The 20,534-nt window shown below is 60.8% G+C and carries 14 protein-coding genes; 10 read left to right on the top strand and 4 right to left on the bottom strand.

What is annotated here, in order from left to right; genetic code table 11:
- Positions 1–4: 4 nt before the first annotated feature.
- Positions 5–1,288, top strand: a complete 1,284-nt coding sequence (tgt, locus tag HMPREF2781_RS08800) for a tRNA guanosine(34) transglycosylase Tgt (RefSeq protein ID WP_010188410.1) — start codon at positions 5–7, stop codon at positions 1,286–1,288.
- Here tgt and HMPREF2781_RS08795 read toward each other — a convergent pair.
- The 4 genes from HMPREF2781_RS08795 to HMPREF2781_RS08780 form a co-directional block, all read right to left on the bottom strand.
- Complete coding sequence (locus HMPREF2781_RS08795) at positions 1,276–2,001, bottom strand: sortase family protein (protein ID WP_070645447.1); 726 nt, start codon at positions 1,999–2,001, stop codon at positions 1,276–1,278. The genes tgt and HMPREF2781_RS08795 overlap by 13 nt on opposite strands.
- Complete coding sequence (locus tag HMPREF2781_RS08790; protein ID WP_070444271.1) at positions 1,994–2,278, bottom strand: type II toxin-antitoxin system RelE family toxin; 285 nt, start codon at positions 2,276–2,278, stop codon at positions 1,994–1,996. Before HMPREF2781_RS08790 ends, HMPREF2781_RS08795 begins: the two co-directional genes overlap by 8 nt.
- Positions 2,279–2,280: 2 nt before the next feature.
- Positions 2,281–2,490 carry a type II toxin-antitoxin system RelB family antitoxin gene (relB, locus tag HMPREF2781_RS08785; RefSeq protein WP_070444269.1) on the bottom strand — a complete coding sequence of 70 codons (210 nt, stop codon included), beginning with the start codon at positions 2,488–2,490 and terminating at the stop codon, positions 2,281–2,283.
- Positions 2,491–2,615: 125 nt separating this feature from the next.
- Entirely contained in the window at positions 2,616–3,350 is a 735-nt protein-coding gene (locus HMPREF2781_RS08780; RefSeq protein WP_070444267.1) for a queuosine precursor transporter, read from the bottom strand.
- A 419-nt stretch (positions 3,351–3,769) separates the two neighbouring features.
- Between HMPREF2781_RS08780 and HMPREF2781_RS12720 the strand changes: the two genes are divergently transcribed.
- The 9 genes from HMPREF2781_RS12720 (at position 3,770) to HMPREF2781_RS08735 (ending at position 20,531) form a co-directional block, all read left to right on the top strand.
- A complete protein-coding gene (locus HMPREF2781_RS12720; RefSeq protein ID WP_246821827.1) occupies positions 3,770–4,447 on the top strand; it encodes a PMP-22/EMP/MP20 family protein in 678 nt (225 codons plus the stop codon).
- Positions 4,447–7,335: a vWA domain-containing protein gene (locus HMPREF2781_RS08770; protein ID WP_070645445.1), complete on the top strand. Its 2,889-nt coding sequence runs from the start codon at positions 4,447–4,449 to the stop codon at positions 7,333–7,335. Before HMPREF2781_RS12720 ends, HMPREF2781_RS08770 begins: the two co-directional genes overlap by 1 nt.
- A 70-nt stretch (positions 7,336–7,405) precedes the next feature.
- On the top strand, positions 7,406–11,071 hold the full coding sequence (locus HMPREF2781_RS08765; RefSeq protein WP_070645443.1) for a tubulin-like doman-containing protein: 3,666 nt from the start codon (positions 7,406–7,408) through the stop codon (positions 11,069–11,071).
- A complete protein-coding gene (locus tag HMPREF2781_RS08760; protein ID WP_070645437.1) occupies positions 11,071–13,908 on the top strand; it encodes an AAA family ATPase in 2,838 nt (945 codons plus the stop codon). Before HMPREF2781_RS08765 ends, HMPREF2781_RS08760 begins: the two co-directional genes overlap by 1 nt.
- 23 nt (positions 13,909–13,931) lie before the next feature.
- Positions 13,932–16,352: a SaeA-related protein gene (locus HMPREF2781_RS08755; RefSeq protein ID WP_070645435.1), complete on the top strand. Its 2,421-nt coding sequence runs from the start codon at positions 13,932–13,934 to the stop codon at positions 16,350–16,352.
- Between the two features lie 2 nt (positions 16,353–16,354).
- Positions 16,355–18,052, top strand: coding sequence for a GAP1-N2 domain-containing protein (locus tag HMPREF2781_RS08750; RefSeq protein ID WP_070524552.1), 1,698 nt, complete (start codon positions 16,355–16,357; stop codon positions 18,050–18,052).
- Positions 18,053–18,070: 18 nt separating this feature from the next.
- The gene (locus tag HMPREF2781_RS08745; RefSeq protein WP_010188425.1) at positions 18,071–19,030 is read left to right on the top strand and encodes a hypothetical protein; all 960 of its coding nucleotides are present in this window, start codon (positions 18,071–18,073) and stop codon (positions 19,028–19,030) included.
- Positions 19,030–20,040: a TRAFAC clade GTPase domain-containing protein gene (locus HMPREF2781_RS08740; protein WP_070645433.1), complete on the top strand. Its 1,011-nt coding sequence runs from the start codon at positions 19,030–19,032 to the stop codon at positions 20,038–20,040. Before HMPREF2781_RS08745 ends, HMPREF2781_RS08740 begins: the two co-directional genes overlap by 1 nt.
- Positions 20,037–20,531: a hypothetical protein gene (locus HMPREF2781_RS08735; protein ID WP_010188427.1), complete on the top strand. Its 495-nt coding sequence runs from the start codon at positions 20,037–20,039 to the stop codon at positions 20,529–20,531. Before HMPREF2781_RS08740 ends, HMPREF2781_RS08735 begins: the two co-directional genes overlap by 4 nt.
- Positions 20,532–20,534 lie beyond the last annotated feature (3 nt).

The following is a 20,534-nucleotide window of genomic DNA, read 5'->3' as shown; positions in this document are numbered from 1 at the left end:
CCCTATGACTCACCCTAAGCCGCAGCTTGAGACCGACCTTTCCTTCGACGTGAAGAAGGAGCTGGATTTAAGCGGTCCAGCGCAACCGGGAAAGCACGGCCGCACCGGTGTTATCCATACCCCGCACGGTGATATCCAGACCCCGGCCTTCATCCCGGTGGCCACCAAGGCCACGGTGAAGACGCTGACCCCGGAGCAGATTCGCCTGACCGGAGCCCAGGCCATCCTGTCCAACGCCTACCACCTCTACCTGCAGCCGGGCCACGACATCGTGGACGAGGCCGGTGGCGTGGCTGCCTTCGAGAATTGGCATGGGCCGACGTATACCGACTCAGGCGGATTCCAGGTCATGTCCCTCGGCGTGGGTTTCAAAAAGGTCCTCGCCATGGACGTGGCGGACCTAACGGACTCCGATATCCGTGCGGCCAAGAAGGAGCGTATGGCGCAGGTCGATGAGGATGGCGTGGATTTTAAATCCATCATCGACGGCTCCACACACCGCTTCACCCCGGAGGTCTCCATGCAGATCCAGCATGGTCTGGGCGCGGACATCATGTTCGCCTTCGACGAGCTCACCACGCTCGTTGATACCCGCACTTACCAGGAGGAATCTGTCGAGCGCACGCGCCGCTGGGCGCAGCGCTGCCTGGATGAGCACGACCGCTTGACGCTTGCCCGCGGCCCGCAGAAGCCGCGCCAGTCCCTGTGGGGAGTGGTGCAGGGCGCGCAGTATGAGGACCTGCGCCGCCAAGCTGCCCGCGGACTGGTGGAGCTCTCCGATCGCGCCGAAGCGAATGGCCGGCGCGGCTTCGGAGGCTTCGGCATCGGTGGCGCTTTAGAGAAGGAGAACCTGGGAACGATTGTGGGCTGGGTGTGCGATGAGTTGCCCGTCGATAAGCCCCGGCACCTGCTGGGTATCTCTGAACCGGATGACATCTTTACCGCCGTTGAGGCTGGTGCCGATACTTTCGACTGCGTGGCGCCGACCCGCCTGGCGCGCCGCGGTGGCGTCTACACCCTTGATGGCCGCATGAACCTCACCAATGCACGCTTCAAGCGTGACTTTGCTGGTGTGGATGAGGAATTTGGCGGCTACGTCTCGGAGAATTACTCCCGTGCCTACCTCCACCACCTGCTCAAAGCCAAGGAATTCTTGGCTGGCACGCTGTGCACTATCCACAACCTGGAGTTCATGATCCGCCTGGTAGATAACATTCGGGAGTCCATCGATGGCGGCTATTACGAGGCTTATCGCGATGAATTCCTGGGGCGCTATTACGCCAAGTGACCGGTGACGATGACGTTGTACTCCAAGTCTGATGTGCCGTCCACCGCACACGCAATGAGCACGATACGCCCGGGGACCTCGGTATTCATCAGGTCGGCGTCGCTGCCTAGTTGTTCCTTGTCAACTAGGAAGGCGTTATCCACGATCCACTCGCGCCCGGCACCGCCCTCGGAGGTCATGCGGATGTGGGAGCCGTTGAGGATGGGCGTCGTAAAGCGCTGCACCTGCGCCCCGTCGAGGCCCTCCACGGTGGTGGGGTTGTTCAGATCAACGTCGGCGGTGACCACTTCGGAGAAGGGGTTGAATACCAGTTTCTGCTGGCCCCAGGCATGGCCCAACACGTAGGTGGTGCCCTGCTCCGCCGTGGCGGGTGACTCACCCCAGTCCTGGACCCAGCGCACCATGGTCTCTTGCGGTCCGGCGGGGTTGAGGGGCACGACGAAGGGCATTGAATCATAGGTCGCGCCCGTGATGGTGGCTGGGCCGTCCATCTCAAACGTGCCGGTCAGTGCTGGTGCCGGGCCCTCATTGAGCGGGGGAGGGGTGGGCGCTGCGCTTGGCGACGCCTCACTACTCACCGTCGTCGTTTCCGGTGCCGCGTCGCTCGTCGTTTCGGGCGACGGGTCTTCTTCCGTACCCGAGCATGCAGCAATACTCAGAGCCGTGGCCAGGCCAAGGATAGGGAGGAGTGAAGTTCGTCGATGCTTATGCATCGTAGATGTCCTTCCGGTGGCCAATAGCGAATACCTCAATCGTTACTTTCTGGTCGTGGATGTACGCCAGAATGCGGTAAGAACCGACCCGATAGCGCCATTCGCCTGAACGGTTTGAAGTCAATCCTTTTCCGAGAGCTCGAGGGTCTTCGCAGCCTTCGAGGTTCTTTTGGATCCACGTCACGATGATTCGCGCATCGAATCGGTCAAACTTCTTTAGCTGTTTGCGGGCTTTCGACGTGAATTCGACGTGATATGAAGTAATTCTCTCCGGCATCTTTAGAGATCCTCGAGGACCTCATTAAGGCTAAACCGTTCGCCAGAATCCTCTGCCATTGCTGCGCGCAGTTCCTGAAGGTCGTAGTAGTCTTCGACCCGTTCTAAAAGCGCTGCTCGGGCAAAATCAGATATTGTACGGCCTTCAAATGTGGCTAGATTTCGAACGAGTTCAGCGTCGTTATCATCCATGCGAATTGTCAAAGTAGCCATATTTCCTCCTTAACCATCGTGAATACATTGTATTCAATGGGGAGAGTAAAGGGAAGAGAGAAATAGTCCCCCTCAGCACAGTGTGTGCCAAGGGGGTGAAAATTCGGGACGGGTAGCTGTTGCTGTTACTGAGGCTGTGTTGCCGTAGAGGTTTCGGCCTCGTCGATAGGTGCGTAATCCTCGCGGCGCTTGACCCAGGAGATAACCAGCGTGGTTAGCGGAAGCATGATGACCTCGCAGGCGGTCTTCCAGAGGAAGCCCACGATGACGTAGTTCAGGAAGCCACTGAAGGAATCGATGCCGATGACCGGTGCTGCGATGGCGCAGAACAGCAGGGTATCGCCGAATTCGCCGACGACGGTGGAAGCAACAAGGCGGGCGATGAGACCCTTCTCGCCTGAGCGGGCCTTCATCTTGACCAAGGTGAAGGAGTTGAGCAGCTGGCCCACGACGTAGCCGACGAGGGAAGCCAGCAGGATTTGCGGGACGAGGCCCAGCGTGGCGGCGAAGGCTTCCTGACCTTCGTAGAAATCAGCCGCGGGCAGCCAAATTGCAATATAAAAGGAAACTGCGGCCAGAAGCGCCATGGCGAAACCGATATACACGGCGCGGCGGGTGGACTTGAAGCCATAGCACTCAGAGAGAACATCGCCCACGATATAGGCGATGGGGAAGAGGAAGAAGGCGCCATCGGTGATGAGTGGGCCGAGCTGGACGCCCTTCGTGGCGTTGATGTTCGAGATGAGGAAGGTAACGACGAACACCGCGACCAGCCACGGGTACAAGGTGGAATGTACCGGGATGAATCGGATGCTCTCGCCACCGTTTGTGGTGGTTGCGGTTGCCGATTGAGTTGTCATGGAACAGCATTTTTCCACGAAACTGGGGGAAGCAGAAATGGGGAGTGCTCCCTCACCCGGCTGTTTCCTGAGAACCTGCAGCGGAACTGGCTGTTTCGGGGGTGCGCTCTTGGTGCTGTGCCCATAAAGATCTATGAACTGGGCAGAAATAATGCACGCAGTATGGCATTCTTTTGCTTGCAACGTTTTCGTATTCCCTGAACGTTTCCTGTCTATTGTGTGCACGGTGCGCGCTCGAAGTGATTCGGGCGCGTTCGAATTTCGAAGGCCGTGAAAGACACGTCGTGTCAGGGGGTGCGGCTACCTTGGTTTCTAGTCCTTAGAGCTGTCCGGCTGATCTTCTACCTTCCGCGTCGCTAGATGGGGGGAGGCACCAGGTTCGCCGGTGGCCCAACTTCGTATTAGGGAAGGTCATCGATATGACGTTTGGTTCCCCAGGCTCGTCACCACAGTTTGGCGGGCGTCCGCCGCAAGGAGCTGATCAACCAGGTGGAGGTTCCGGGTTCGGTGCGCCCAGTGGGTCTGGGGGCTTCGGTGGCTTTGGAGCCCCCAATCCGGCCCAGAACCCCGCGCAGAAGCCTTCCCCCGGTGCTGATTTTGGCCAGGGCTCTGGTTTCGGTTCTGCCCCCAATCCGGCGAGCCCTGCGGGGAATAACCCAGGTTCGAGTGCAGGCGGCTCCTTTGGCGCGCCGGGCTCGTCTGATGGTTTCGGTGAATCCTCGCCCGCACCGGATTACCGCCGTCAGGTGGCAGCACCGACGAGTCCGACGAAGGGGCCATGGCCGCTGCTCATCGCCGCTGGCGTTTCTGCGGTTATCGCGCTGATCCTGTTGGTGATCGCGCCGCTCATCGCTTCGCCGACACAGACTGTGTTCTTTGTCCTGGCTATCGGTGGATGGCTGCTGGCCGGAATCGTGTCCTTTATTCTCTTGGGCCTGTACACGCTGAAGAACACGCAGCGTCAAGCCGAGACCTTTTATGTTGAGGACACCACGCAAACCTTGCTCTACCGCATCATCATGGGTGGAAGTTTTGTTCTTGTCATTATTGCTGCGGTGGAAATCGCCTTCTACGTAGGAAAGGCGGTTGGCGCCTAATGAAGAAGTTCACTCGAGTTCTTGCCCTATCCGCGGCGATGGCAATCGCTGGCTTCGGTGGCAGCCTGGGAGCGGTAGCGCAGGACGCTCCGCCGCCACCTCCGGAAGCTCCTGAAGCCCCAGAAGCTCAGCCGGAAGAACGCCCTGAGGGAATCGGTTCCGAATCCTCGCTCTCAGAAGTCTCACAAAAGAACTTGTCTGATTTCGGCTCCTGTATTGCCAGCGAGAAATCTGCAGACCTGCTTTTCGTTCTTGACCAATCAGCGTCGTTGGTGGGGTATGAGGGCTCGCAGCCGACGGATGCCGATGCCTTCCGCGTTGATGCCACGGCGGACATCGTAAAGCAGCTGGCCAACCTCGGTGAAGACAATGGCGCAGACATCAACGTGAAACTCGCCGGCTTTGGTTCTGACTATTACAGCGATCCGGCCGAGTACGGTGGATGGACCAACGTCTCCGGTAACGGCGATGCCCTGCAGGGGGAATTGGACAAGTTCCGCAAGGAGGACCGCGTAGCGGACCTCGAAACCAACTACGGCGCGGCCTACAAAGGCGCGTTGAAGGAACTGGCTTCTCACCAAGGCAGTAGCTGCCGCGGCATCGTGTTCTTTACCGATGGCAAGTACTACACGGATGCCGAAGCCAACGATCTCCAGGGTGCGCAGGACAAGCTGTGTGAGGTCAATTCCTCTGTCACCGCGTTCCGCAACTCCAATATTCGCCTCTTCAACGTGGGCCTCGTTCCGGCTGCGGAAGCCCAAGATCAGGTTCGCCAGCTCACCCGCATGGCGGAGGGAGAAGACTGCGGTCAGGGTGCCCCGAACGGTGCATTCTTTGACGCGGGTGAGGACCCAGCAGCGCTGTTCGCGGCTTTCCGTAACCTCATCCCTACCTCGGGTGGTGTAACCAAGGAAGGTAACTTCAAGGACCAGTTTGATTTCGTCCTTGATAACTCCGTGTCCCCTGTGCGTTTGTCCGCGGTGCCGAAGAATTCGGTGGGTGAAGGCGACCTCATTCCGACCCTGACTGGTCCCGATGGCGAAACGGTGGAGCTTAAACCCGATACCACGAGCGTCGCTGGCGCGAAGGTCTCCGTGACGGAGAACAACAAGCTGCCGGGCATGGTTGATATCGCTATGGAAAAGGATGGCGATTCCTGGGCCGGAGCATGGACTTTTGGTTACAAGGCGGCTGAGGGTACGGACGGCGAGTACCTCGCTTCCGTCGTTATGGTGCCGGGCCTTAACCTGGACCTCAAGACCGAAGACGGGGCCAAGGTAGAAGGCGGCATTAACTCGGACCAGATCCTGAAGGGACAGTTGGTCGATGGCAAGGGCGAGCCACGTGCGCTGGAGGGTGAGGGAACCCTCTACGCGGAGTTCGTACCAGAGGACGGCACCCCGGTCACCCTTGTAGAGAATGCGCCGATCACCGATGGACAGCAGGTAGATATTCCGCTGGACAAGGTGGAAAACGCGGCATCCGGTCAGTTGCGAACCCGCGTGGAGATCACCACCAAAGAAACGGGTGAGCGCCCGGGCTCGAAGCTGGACCCCATCAACGCGGAAACGCCGCTGACGGTTACCCCGGTCAATATGCCGACGGTGGGCTCGGCGCAGACAATTACCATGACGGAGAAAGAGATTACCGTCGACGTTCCCGTGACCGGCCCCGGCAAGGTGTGGGTGGCAGACCAGACCATGGATTCTGATGGTGGAATGCTTCCCGCGGGAGTTCCTTCCGTTGCAGTGAGTTCTCAGCACAACTCGGAAGATTCCGCACTCGAGCTCTCCAAGGATGAGAAGGCAACCATCCCGGTGACTCTCAGCGTGGAAGAGATGGCGGATGGACCACTGCGCGTGGAGCCGGTCATTAACCTGCAGTCTGCTGAGGACAACCAGCAGATGGAGCTGCCGCTGACGTTGCAGGGCTCCATGACCGCACCACTGAGCAAGTTTGCTTTCGGCCTCTCCTTTGTCTTGGCGGTACTGCTGGCACTGCTGATTCCGCTGGCCATTCTGTACTTCATGAAGTGGTTTAGCGGCCGCATTCCGGAAAAGCCCCGCATGTTTACGAAGACCATCCCGGTACGCCGTGATGGTGCGAACCTCGTGCGTACCGACACCGGCCGCCCGTTTGCGGTGTCCAAGGATGAGTTCCAGGGTGCCGTTCCGGTGGAAGCCTCTGCACGTTCTGCCCGCTTGGGCAGCAATGATGCCAAGGTAAAGATGGGACTGAGCCCCTTCACTGCCGCCCACGTGGAGGTCCAGCGCGATGGCACTATCTCCGGCGAGGGCAAGAAGTCCGGTTACCGGGCAGTGTTGCCGCTTGCGGTGCAGAACACGTGGTTCTTCATCGGTAACAAGAAGGACCGCGATTCTGGCGAGATTGTCATGACCATCGATACGTTGGCACAGGCCAGCGCATACGACGAGATGTCGAAGGAGATCAGCCGCCAGGCCCTGCAACTCTTTGATCAAGTCGAATTCCCAGCCGAAAAGGCTGAGAAGGCACAGACGCCGCCGCAGGCAGGCCAACCGGGGCAGCCGGTCCAGCAGAACCAGCCCGGCTCCCAGCCGCCGAGCGGTCCGCCGCCGCAACGTGGACCGCAGCAGGGCGCTCCCCACCCGGGTGGGCGCCAGCAGGCACCGCAACCTGGCGGTTTCGGCCAGTCCCAGCCTTCCGGACCGTCACCTCAGAACCAGCCAGGTCGCGCTGAAGAGCCGGGACGCCCCGGCTTCGGCGGAGCACCACACTTTGGTGGTGGATCTGGTTTCGGCGGCGGCCCGAGCTTTGGCCAACCGGGCCAGCAGCGCCCAGACAATCCTGGTAACCCTGGTAATAACGGCGGCTGGCCCCCAGCCCCGGGATTTGGCTCCCAGGGTTAAGCCGGCAGAGCAGCACACAACAGACATAAACAGCACAGAAGCGAACCTCCCCTTCGAAAGGTAGTTAAAGATGAAGAAGTTCCTCGTCGTCGGTTGCGGTGGCTCCGGCGCCAAGACGCTGGCGTTCATGATGGACCAGCTCAAGGCCGAGCTGCGAAACATCGACCCGGACATGACCGAGCTGCCCAAGGCCTGGCAGTTCGTCAACATCGACGTGCCGCTCGAGGAGGAAGCGGGCCCGCAGAAGCTGCCGAATGTTACCCAGAATGGCGGCCACTACGTGGGCATTGGTGCTCGCCAGAACTACAACACCTTCGATGAGGGCGTGTCCAGCATCCTGGGCCGTGCCGGCAAGCTCGGTGAGATCGCAACGTGGGCCACCCGCAACCCCTCTACCAATGACGTGAAGCTGGCTGATGGCGCCGGCCAGTACCGCGCGATTGGCCGTATGCTGACCCTGCCGAATCTCAAGAAGATCCGCCAGTCGCTCAAGGAAGCGGTGGATGAGATGTTCACGCAGGAGGCAATCCAGGAGCTCAACCGCCTCAACTACAAGCAGACCAAGCTGGACACCGATACCGGTGATTCCCAGCCGGTTGTCCTCGTTGTCTCCTCCATGGCAGGTGGCGCGGGCGCCTCGATGTTCTTGGATGTGTGCCGTGTACTCACCACTATTCCGAACGTGAACCCGCAGGGCACCCTCATCTTCATGTACACCCCGGAAATCTTCGCCGATAACAAGGCGGATGACATGGCCGGCGCGTGGCCGAACTCGCTGGCTATGTTCGGTGAGGTTGTCGCCGCACAGATGGGTAATGCGTATGATCACGACCGCGCTATCTTTGAGGCCTTCGACATGGGAACCCCGCCGGAGGGGCAGACCTTCGGCCGTATTTTCCCCATTGGTTCCAAGATGGGCACCACCAGCGCTCGCTTCGGCGATGGTTCCGCCATGTCCATCTACCGCGGCTTGGGCCGCGCGTTGGCGGGGCTGATGGCTTCCACCAAGGCCAGCGATAACCTCGTGTCCTACGCGCTGACTAACACCCCGGCCGGTGATGGCGGCCGCCGTTTCTTCGGTTGGGATCGCCCGGACGGCACGCCGTGGGGGCGCCTGCCCTGGGGTTCGCTGGGTTATGCCCAGGTTTCGATGGGCCGTGACCGCTTTGCCGAATACTCTTCCCAGCGCCTTGCCCGCAGCGCCTTCGAGCGCCTCTTCAACGGCCACCTCGATCCGCAGAACCCCGAGGCCGGCGAGATGCAGATTGCGAAGAAGTTGGAGGAGCGCCTGCCTAGCGCCTTTAGCTCTATGACGCTTGATCCTTCCTGGGCACAGGGCGGACAGATCGATAGCGGTAGCGTCTGGAACTGGCTCAACAGTGTGTTCGGTGGCCAAGCCCAGCAAGCCGCGGACAGCGCCGCGAAGCACCTGCAGAACTTCATTCCGGTGGGCCAGGGCCGCAACGTCAACGAATGGCGCGAAGAGTTTGAGGGCAACATGGCCGATCCCCGCAATGAGCAGGCCATCGCATCGGTTCTGAACAATGCTGCGTATGACATTGTTTACCGCTACGCCAACTTCTTCAGCGATGGTGTCCTCGCCACCGTGGAGTCGGAGCTGGCTGCGGTGGGCGTGCCCTATGTGCGCGAGATGCTCTCCAAGATCACGGATGTGCTCACCAACTCTGACCGTCTCCTGCCGTGCCTGTCTGAGTACTCTGGCTACTACCAGAACACCCGCGTGTTGGCGAAGCCGGAAGGCGCGGATCCAATCCTCAGCCCGCTGACTGGCAAGGGCCAGATGACGGACCCGACTCCTACGGTTAATGCTCTGATGGGTCTGTACTTCAACCAGTTCTACAGCTACGCCCTTATGGCCATTGCGCACCTGCTCAAGGATGTCCTGCAGGACTATGCCGATGAGAACCTCTTCCACCTTAAGCGCGAGCTGGGGGATGCCCACGCGGTGTTGGAGAAGGCCGTGTCAAAGCGCCCGGAGACCAACAAGTTGGCCGACGTCCGCACAGACGAGGTCAACTCGTGGCCAACAGAGCTCGATGAGGTCGTGGAAACCCGCTTCAAGGGTGCCGAGAACGAGATCATGCTGACTGATGTCAACACCTTCATCTCAGACTACCGGGACCAGATGCTGCGTACCATCCAGGGCCAGCAGTCCACCTCGGATGTCACCAACTACGAGCAGGCTTATCCCTTTGCGGTGCGTGCGGTCATCCGCGGTGAATGGGAGTCGCTCGATGCGGCCCAGGCGCCGAATGACACCCTGGCCCCGCAGAAGCGTACCAACGATGCCTACTCCAACCGTGCTGGTTGGGTGTCCAAGTACCTCTCGCGCCATCCGCAAAGTGGTGAGTCCCGCGAATCGCAGCGCGCGCACTACCACGCTAAGATCCGCCCGACTGATCTGCTGGAGCGCTCGCGCCAGTGGATTAACCGCCGTGATTATGAGTTCCAGAAGTTCAACTCGGTGGATCTGCGCCGCTACCTCACTCTTACCCCGGACATCAACGAGGTCGAGCACGCTGAGCGCCAGCGCCGCTTCATCGAGGCTTTCCAGCTGGCCCTGAGCTATGCCCGCCCGTTGGCTGCTGTTAACGACGACATGGTTCAGCGCATCCACGGCAAGTCCGTGCAGTACACCTACTCCTTCTCCGATATCCCATTTGCGGAGCTTGGCTCCGCAGAAACTGGCATTGCCTCCCAGCTGGAGTCGGTGCTCAGCCGCCCGGAGATTGACGGGCCTTCCACGGTGGCTCTGCGCAACTCGCTAAACATGTCGGATCACGTTCAGCACATCGAGATCTTCGGTTCCTACCCCAACTACTCGCCGATCGTCTTCTCTTCGATGTTCAACTACATCGCCAAGGACATCGAGAAGCAGGACAATTTCGATGGTTCCTGGTGGTCGGAGCGCCGCACCCGTCCGCTGCCGGCAGCCCTGCCGCTGACGAAGACGGAGCGTCAGGCCATGGTGGCGGGCTGGATCATCGGACGCATTACCGGCCGCGTCTACATTTCCAACGCCGATGCAGCCAATGCGGCAGCCCACATTTTCGATGACACGGATGGTGGCGTGAACGGCTGGGTTGATTTCCCGGATCCGCTGCTTATCTCGCCGCGCCGCATGATCAAGAAGTCCGACTGGATGCCTTCGGTTCTGGAGTCCATCTTCATCGCCTACGCGAAGGTGCAGGAAACCGGGCGCTACGGATTCGCTTCCTCGCTCTACCCATACCAGCTGTTGCGCGGGCTTTTCGACGACGGCCTGGACTTCGCCCATTCCGGTGCATCCACGCACCCGGTGGTTCACCGCCTCGCGCAGTTCTTGGCATCCGGTGAAGCTCCGAACCGCGGAGTCATGGGTACCTCCATCCAGGACCGCTACGAATCCTTCGTGGAGGAGCTGGATAAGTTCACCCGCGGTGCGGACCACTTCGTGCCGGGCCACACCAATTCCTTGCCGGGACAGGGACGGAAGGAAAAGCCCTTTGCGGAGGTACGCTCCCGCGAGGTCGCATCGCATACGCCGTACTACCGTGACTTGGCGCTGGACGTCATCGAGGTAGTTCCGGTTATCCGCAATTACCTGAACCAGGCCAAGACTGTGGCGGAGAATCCCGTCGCCCAGCCTGCCCCGCAGGTGCGTAGCTCCGATTCCGGCTTTGGCCAGGACGTCGCACCGGAATTCAACCTCAACGACCTGGATGACACCTTCTAATGACGAACGTAATCTTTTTCGGACACGGCGCCACGGCGGATGATATCCGCTCGCGCCTTAGCGATTTGCGTGCGGTTGGCCTCCTGCAGGACTTCCTCTGGATTGACTATGCCCACCCCACCAACGGGGCCGTTGTGCGCTCCTTCACGGAGGAGGGCACGGCGCGCTTGTCGACGCTCGACGATGCCCTCCGCAGCTTCAGCGGGGACGTCCTCCTCGCCACCATTGACCCGATGGATGCTCAGCAACCGCAGGACGTCGCCAAGCTCACGGAGTGGGTCGGGGCCGTCGATCAGCGCCTGATTCAAGCCTCCAACCTGCGCGTGCGTTTGCTGCTCTCCGCCCTGCCGCGTGAGAGCGTGGACATCGTTCCGCTGCAGGGCTGGAGTAACCTCGTGCTCTCCCCAGAGGAGGGTGGAACCCCGGCCTCCTCGCGTATTCGCCCCATCAAGCGCACTGCCAACGGTTTCGAGCTTGCACAGTTTGCAGCCCCAGCCGTAGCCAGCATCTTCGGTTTGTGGCGCGGCATGCCCGAGCCGGCAGTGCTGGACCCGGATACGCATCGCGTCATCGAGACCGGTGACCGGCAGCGCTTCCGTTTGGTGCGTGCCTTCCACCGCACCATCGATGCCGGTGATATTGAGGACAAGGTCAGGAAGGCCGTCTTCGATCCCGGCCAGCGCCTACCGCAGCCGCAGGTCAATAACATTTCTCGCGCCGTGCACTACGCCAATCCGGAGCAGCTGACGGATCAGTGCGCCCAGATGTTCATCAACCAGGAGATTTCCCCGTTGGTGAGCGCTCCGACCGCTTATGAGGAGCTGCAGTCCCACAAAGTCAGCGGCTGGGCGGCGTTGAAGGATAACCTGCGTTTGTACTGGTCCACCGTGGTGGGCAAGCCGCAGGATTGGGTCGAGGGCCAGCGCGGTGCAATGAACAAGAACGCGGCTACCTTCCTGCAGAAGATGCTCTACGGTGCGGACTCCAGCGTGGAGGTCGTCTTGGCCGGGCACTCCGGTAAGGGCAGCGGTGCGACGAGCGTCGACGAGCTGCGCCAAGCCAGTGAGCACACCATGCGAGTTGCCCGCGAGCAGCAGTTCTCCTTGGGCCAGGAGCCGCAACTCTCGCGCACGTGGGAGGCCTATCACGATTATGCGCTGGGGCTTGTCGATGGATCCTGGCGCGACAGCATCGACACCAAGGGGCTGCGCAATAACCAGGGCAACATGTACATCGTGCAATACGGTGGCCAGTCCGTGCAGGATGTCAGCGCTTCTTTCGAGGGCTTCCATCCGCTCATGACCAGCACTCTGGGCTATACGCACGAGTCCCAAGCAACCGTCGCGCCTTTCGATCCGGTGGGTGCCGAGCGCTTCGCCGCCGATATTGAGTACACCAGCCAGCAGACCCGCAATGAAGCTGTCAGCCGCAAGAAGCACGAGTTTGCTTCGTGGCGAGCAAAGAACAGCACCACCTTCGCGTGGAAGGTGGGCCAGGGCCTGTGGGAGAAGCTGGGGCACGCCCAGCAGAAGTACCGCGACGCACACGCCAAGGCACGTGAACTGCAAGAGTTGGCCAACAGCTTCCAAGCGCGTGACTTCAACGCGGAGAACAAAGCGCTGACCCGAAAGCTGCGCACGATGTGGATTGTGTTCTTCGTAGTGCTTGCTCTGATGACCTACATGGTGGCCGGCCGCTACAACCCGGACTTGCCGTTGGGTGAGTACCTGCAGTGGTTCGACTGGCCGTGGTACGTCGTGGGCATCATCCTGGCTGTTCTTCTTTTCCTTGTGTGTTCTTGGGCGGTCTTTACCAAGGCTCAGCGTGAGATCTTTGACTACGTGCAGCGCCGCAAGCTGTTGAACCGCAACCAAGAGATCGCCGCGCAGAATCTGGCGACGGCCTCGGCCGAAATCTCGCGTATCTCTAATGCCTATAACCAGTTCCTGAGCTGGTCGGCATTGCTGGGCCGCGCTATCTACGCGCCCTTTGGGCGCAAGGAGACGTCGAGCGATCACCTGCGGACGCCGCAGTCGGGCCTTCCGGAGAACGCTCGCATTGCTCAGGCCGTGCTCAACCGCGATGATGCCGTGCGCATGACGGATGAAATCCGCTCCCACATTTTCCAGACGGAGTGGGCACACCGCTCGCTCAAGTCCCTCCTCGATGACATGAATGACACCTTTGAGCGCAACCGCACTGGCCACTCGGCCGTGGCGCTCAATGAGATGTGGGGCATGGCTGGCCTCGGCTCCAGCACTGCGTTAGATAACCTATCGCGCAGCCTTGACCACCCTTATATGCAGGACCGCGACCTCAAGCAACAGGAATGGCAGAAGGTCATTACGGATCCACGCATGGCCCGCAGCTTGCAGCAATACCTCAGTCGCGTGACCTTCCGCGAGGAAGGCGGCAGCCGCGTTCAGAGCACCGCCGAGTTCCTCGACGGCATGAACCAGGAAAAGGGTGCTCTTCAGGCCTTTAGCCCCAATGCGCTGACCAATGCGGGCGGCGCTGAAGGATATACCGAAATCGACGGCTCGCGCACCCGCATCGTGGAGGTGGACAGCCAGACCGCACTGACCAGTCAGCTCTCACGTTCTGTGACCGTGGTGCAGTACGGAAGGATCACTGATTTCAAGTACCTGATCCCGGATGCGGCGTCTGGTGCTCCGTCCTTTAAGGATTCCTCGGACTTCTCCTTGGATGATCTGGATGACATGGACCACATGGGCTTCAAGTCGCCGGGGCAGAGCAATAGCGAAAGCCCGACTGCGCAGCCGTCGTTTGGCCGGCCGGAAGCGCCGGACCTCTCAGACCTCGACGAAACTTTCTGACGAGACCTTCTTAAGGAACGTTGATGACACACAATCAGAAACCTTCGATTGCGGATGTGCCGCTGAGTGAGCTTAAGTCCCTGCACCAGCTCAAGCGCGTAAACGCCGATGATGTGCGTGCAGCTGTATCAGCGCCGTTTAGGCAGTTCGCCGAGCAGATTGCCGCCGCGTATAACGGCGAAGCGGTCGAGCACCCGGAGCTGAGCGCGCAGGCGCGCAATGCTGCGGTGGACCAGGAACGTGCTGCGCAGGAGCGCGCGGCACAAGAGAGGGCAGCGCAAGAACGTGCCGCGCAAGAACGCGCGGCACAGGAGTGCGCAGAACGCGAGCGCGCCGCACAGGCTGAAGCGCAGGCCCGCCAACGCGAGCAAGCACAGCGTGCCGCTGCAGCCGCCGGTGTAGCGCAGACAGGTTCCGCGGCTCAACCCCAACCGGCGCAAGCAGCGGCACAGCCGCACGATTTCTTCGCCGAGTGGGAGGCACTGCAGGCAGAGGAAGAGCAAAAGACTCAGGTTAACGAAGAGGACTACATCACCATCCCTGGTTTCGGGATTAAGGCGGAGTACCAGTTTCGCCAGGACCCGAACTGGGAAGCCCCCGGCATCGAGTTTGAAGTCGAGGTGCCGCAAGAGGCGGCGCTGGAGCAGGAATCTCAAGAAGAGCCTGGCTACGGCATAGAGCCAGAACCGGAGCCGGAGGATTCCGATCAGCGCCATCCGGTGCGCCTGTGGTGGCCGGAGCTCGAGCACGCGCCGGATGAGGTGGTGTTCTACCGAGTCGTCGCCGATGACGCAGAGATGGTGGCGTCCCCGGATGCCGGTGACACCCTCGTCTACACGAAGGGAACCGCCTACCGTGAACACGAGCCGGGCGAGACAGGCTTGCGCCACTACGCGGTATGGGCTTATAAGGGCCGCGACCTTCGTGAGCTTGTCAACAGCCAGCCGGTATTCATGGGAGACACGGGCGTGGTCTTCCCGCCGGTGAACGTTCAGGTGTCCACCATCAAGGGCGCCATTCAGGTGTCTTGGGACCTGCTGCCGGGGCACTCGAGCGCCATGGTTTATGCCTGCCGCGATAGCGAGAAGGAAAAGCTGTCCCCGCGCTTCGAACAAGACGTGGACAGCAGCGGGCGCAAGGCGACTATTCCGGTGCAAGAGACCGGACAGACCGTCGTCATCTCCTTGCTGGGCCAGGCGGAGTTCCACGGCGCTACTGAGCAAAGCCAAGACGAAGTCGCAGTCCAGCGCTCCGTGAAGCTCGCCAGCGAGCTGGAGAAGCTGGAGCTCTCCCGTTGCGAGCGCCGCAGCGAATACGGACAGGACACCATCGAGGTGGATTGGTACTCGCCCAAGACCGGCGAGGTAAAGATTTATCTCACGCCCACCGCCCCGCAGGCGGACCTGCGCACGTCCGCAGTGCCGAAGACCTACGTCGAAAGCGCACTGTCGAGTGCTATCAGTGAGACCCGCGGTGTGTCCGAACCGGGCTCCTTCCAAACCACCACGGTGCCGTGGCCGCCAGATTGGTACGAGGTTTACATCACCCCAGTGAACTTCAACGATGCTGATGCCTGGGTAGGTGAATCCAAGGTGCTGCAGCGCGTGCAGTCCATTGAGGATGACCAGTTCCGGCTCATTGAGCGCGTGGACAGCCAGCTCATTACCTTCGATTGGCCGAAGGGTGCAACGGCGGTGGAGTACTCCACCAACCGCGAGCACGATCAGATCCGCGAAGAGGACTACGACCTCCAGGGAGGCATCCGCCTGCACCTCGATCAGCACGGTGATACCGTGCGGCTGAAGCCTTATGCGGTCTTCGCAGGCAAGCGCACCGAGGGCAATGAGCGCGTGATCCAGTACGAAGGTCTGCGCCCAGTGACCTATGACTTTGAGGTCGATTCCTCCCAAGGCCAAGCCAGGGTGTTCCTCTGGAGCTTGGGCAACGGCGATAAGCGCCAGTTCTCCTGCCAGGTGGTCTACCGAGCTGACCGCCTGCCGCTTTTCCCCGAAGACGGCGAGGCGCTCGGCATTGTGGAGACCAATCTGCAGAGCACCACGCACGTGGCTCATGGCTTGGGCCCGATGCGCGGGCAGCACCCAGATTTCACGGTGGCATTAGGCGAGCGCATTCAGCGCGGCGGCTTCATCCGCCTGTTCGCCGTCGAGGGCTTTGATAGCCAGGTTGATACCTCGTTCGACAGCTTCGGTGGTGATGATGCCTTCAGTGGTTTCTCGGAAAGCTACAGCGATGCTTCCTCGACGCTGAGCGCATCAGATAAAGCTGTGGTGGTAGAAGGCGATGTGTCCTACCGACTGGGGCTGTACCCACCCGTGCAGAATCAGGCTCCGAACTATGAGGCGCAGTATGAGCAGCAGAACTACGACCAGCAGAACTACGGGCAGGATTATTCGCAGGATCAGTACTTTCAAGGAGGCCAGTAGTTATGGGCGGCGCCTTTAGCTATGCATCATTTTCCCGTGCCAATGGCCGCGCCGGTGGCTGGGGTGTAGGCCAGAAGGCCGGTGATATCACCCAAGAAGAGTTGGCTGAGCTCGTGTCCTTCGTGCCGACCTCTCTCAACAACGGCACGACGATCCCGGATTTCCCCTCTGCCCAGCAGCGCGCGGAACTGGTTCGCCGTACTGCGGTCTTTGCGCTCACCCCTGAGGCGGAAAAGTGGGTCACCATGGTATCCGTCCCCGCGGGCCTGGATGCGACCGGCCGCGGCGGCAACGTCTTTACCTACACCTCGATTTCGCGCACGGGAACCCCGCCGGCACCGGCGACGGTCCTGTTTTCTCCTGACATCCCAGCACCTTTTTCCATCTACGAGGTGGATAAGGTGCAGATTCCGGAAAAGATCTCAGCGCGCGGACCGTTGCACTCGGACGTGTTGTTGGAAGAGTTTTTGGATGGCGAATTCCGCTACCCAGAGAAGCTTCCCGCACCGTTCAAGGCGGTAGCCCCGAACCCGAATCCGAGCTTCAACCGTGCGCTGGTTTCTGCCATGGCCACAGTGTTGAATTCCCGCAACGGCCTGGTCATCCTCGTGGCCCCTGATAACCAGGCAGCGCTGTGGATTGCTGCCACCGCCCGCGAGGTGGGGGAGGATGGTTTCGGCTTCTCCACTTTTGAAAAAGCCGCCGCCATCAATGAGTTCCCGCTGAGCACCTCCACCATGCTCGTGGTGCCGCCGAGCGAGAAGCAGCGTCTCGCGGAGACGGCGATCCCCGGCAATCCGGTCGTGTTCGCCCTCGATGAGGCCCTGCCAGACGTCAGCTCCTATGCAGAAAATGCCGCGGAAGAAGCTGAGTCTGCGGCTCCGGAGCCACAGCAAGAGCAGGCCGAGCAGCGCACTGTTTCGACACCCATAGCAGAGGAGAACGCTGCAACGGGTAGCGAACCTGCACAGCGAGACGCGCAGAGCTTTGACGATTCTTGGGGTCAGGACCCAGCTGATTTCGGAGCACCTATCGCAGACTCCTCACCTTTTGCGCTCCCGGGCCATGGACCCGCGGGTACTCCGCCAAATCCCCTCGATGCGCCTGAGCCGAACACGGCGCAGGAGAACCCTTTTGCCACGAAGGCGGAGGCCGCGCCGTCAGCTGGTGCAGACACCGCGCCGGCAACGGCGTCGGGCGGCAACGCCAACGTTCCTGGGCTCAGCGCCGAGGAGTGGCATAGGCTCAAGGAATTCGATCCGCGCTGGTGGATCGAGCACCTTGATACCCACCGTGGTCGCTCCATCCAGCTGGCCTACCTCGATAAAAACTCGTTGGGTGAGGGGTTGGACAAGCTGTTGATGTCCGCGATTGTTGCCTCCTGGGTTTTCTACTTCCCGCGGGATTTCAACCTCCTAGCAGAGGATGCCCTGCAGCCCTGGGAGGACCGCGAGCTCGAGCACATCGGATACCTCACCGCTACGCACTTCGCCGGAATCATCGCACTGGATCATTGCGAGCGCTATGCCACGGGGCGCGTCGCCATGTTGCTAGATGGCACGACACAGTTGCTGGCGGAGCGCTCAGCTCCCATGCAGCAACGACCGGGCCCATCGCATTTTGAACCGAACACAGCATGGCAACACCGGGGAGCAGCTCTCGGTGAGCACGGTCGAAACATGGGATTCCACGGAAGGTAAGAGAAGGAAATAAGCGTCATGGCTAAATACACACTGCGGGACGGAGAGTCCCGCCGCATCGGCTCAGACGGCATCCTGCGCGTCGAAGCCTTCGAGATGGGAACCGGCGGCGCCTCCATGGAGCTGGCGATTTTGGGAGAAGGCGTTGATGCCGTGCGCGTCCACGACCTCTCCATCATGGTGCACTCCCTGCCCGAGCGCGCCACCATCGTCGTGCGTCCGAAGCGGAATGGGACCTTCGGCCTGCGCAGCGAGGTCCGCCTGACGGTGAGCAACTCGAGTGATTCGGTGACGTTCCCGCGCGTGCTTATCGACGCCGCCGAGGACTCCGCCGAACGCCTCGCCGAGGTCACCCCGGAATCCGGCAGCTACCACTTAGAAGCATTCGGCACGACCGAAGGCGCCGGAATCACCGATTCCGCCCGCGAGGTGCGCTCCAAGATGCGTCGCGCGGAGCTGGATGTCGCAGGCCTTGATAATGTCACCGTGGTCGTCGATGGTTCCGCCTCCATGCAGATCAATGTCACACCGAAGATCGTCGAGGCGACCGCCAAATATATCGATGCGCTCTCGGATGCCTTCCGGCACTTCCGCGCCACTGATGGGCAGGACAGCATCGAGACCCATAAGGTGGATGAGCTGACCCGTTTCATCGCGGACGTCATTGATAGTGGAGCGGAGCGTGTAGGTCAGCGGCCGTGGCGCTTGCCGACTCTCACCTCCACGTCCTCGCTGGTCATCTACGTCACCGATTCTCCCGTGACTTCCATGCTGGAAACCCAGGTGCCCACCGTCGTGCTCATCACGAGCGCTATCGGACGCCAGGAGCTGGAGCTCGCGCGAATCAACGGAACCCCGGCTCATGTGGCGTACGCGGTGATCGACGGGGACGTCGTCAAGCAGCTCGAATCCGGCGCGAACACGGAGCTTTCGGAATTGACTGACCGCGTCACTGCCATGCTGAAAGAGAGGAACTAATGCGCCAGGCACGTTGCCCGTGGACCTTTAAACCGCTCGAGGATGGTGTGACGGTAAGCCCATACACCAACCGGGAGCTGCCGCAGGGATGGACCGACGCCGTGACACATTGCGTGGCCATGGCCGGCGCGCGTAACTCCGGTAAGTCGCTCTACACCGCGGTGATGATCAAGCAGCTCAAGCAGCTGGCGCACAAGCACAACCGCTCCGTCCAAGCGGCGGATGAATCCACGCGCGAGCGCTACGCCGAGGTTTATGAGAAGCCGCTCTTTGAGGAGATGCGTGCCATGGACCCCACGCCAAGTGCGGTGGCTACCGACGCCTACCAGCGCGACCCACTGATTTTTGAGCTCGGTAAGTGGCCTGATGAACAGGGACACGAGCGCATGAATTACTTGGTCTTCCGCGACGTGGCGGGCGAAGACTTGGAGAACCCGCCAGAGAACGAAGCCGACCGCGAGAACCTCGCTTTCTTCTCCCACGCGGATTTGGTGATTTTCCTCTTTGACCCGCTGCGTGTGCAGCAAATTCAGGACTTTATCCACGGTCTGATTCCCAATATTGGTGAGCTCGGTGCGGATTCCCTGCGGGTTCTGGACAACCTGCTGGCGCTGCTCGATACGGATACCCCGCCGCCACTGGCCGTGACCATCTCGAAGTTCGACACGGTGCAGAAACTTGAGCAGGTGGATGACGTGCGTTGGAAGAAACTCATGGCCAACCGCGGCTCCGCTTTCCGCCGGGATACCGGGTGGAACTTCCGCGATTCGGACCGCTGGATGGTCCACCTTGAAGCCGAATCGCTGTTGCGCTTCTTGGGTGCTAATGACCTCATCAACAAGATCTATTCGGCAGCTCCGCGCGGCGGTAGCTTCTTCGTGGTCTCCGCGTTGGGTGAGGCCCCGACGGGCCGCCAGCTAGCCCGCAGCGGCATTGCGCCCTACCGCGTTCTGGATCCCATTCGTTGGTTGCTGAGCCAACGCGGCGTCTTTGCGCAGGATGTGTCATGACTTTCGGTAGCCCACAACCCCCAGGAACCCCGCCGACAGGCTCGCCTGCCGCGCCCGCACCGGACTATCGCTACGGTGCAGTCACCGATTCTGTCCGTCAGACCCGCCGTGCCGCCGATATGAAGGCGCAATGGGCACCGTGGCCGTTGAAGATTGCAGCGGTACTGGAGGTCTTCATCACGAGCTACGCGGTATACAACATCTGCCGGCTCATCGCCTTTGAAAACAGCCCGGCGGCGGTAAGCCGCACGGACCAGCTCTCCACTGAGCTCGGCGTGTTACTTGCCGTACTGGTTCTCTTGGTGTGTGCCCTCACCACCTATGTGCTGCACGCGCAGCAGTCCGCGCGGATTGCGCTGACCGTTATCAGCGCCATCGTGGTGCTGCTCATTCCGGCGAGTTCGGTCATGCCCGCGTCCATCGCATCGGCGGTGGTCATTGTGCTGCTGTGGCTGCCTGCGAACCGGCAGTGGTTCGGCGGCCAAGCGTGACAA

The organism is Corynebacterium sp. HMSC062A03, assembly GCF_001811145.1.
Classification (GTDB): Bacteria; Actinomycetota; Actinomycetes; order Mycobacteriales; family Mycobacteriaceae; genus Corynebacterium; species Corynebacterium aurimucosum.
This window is presented reverse-complemented; position numbering and strand designations above follow the sequence as displayed.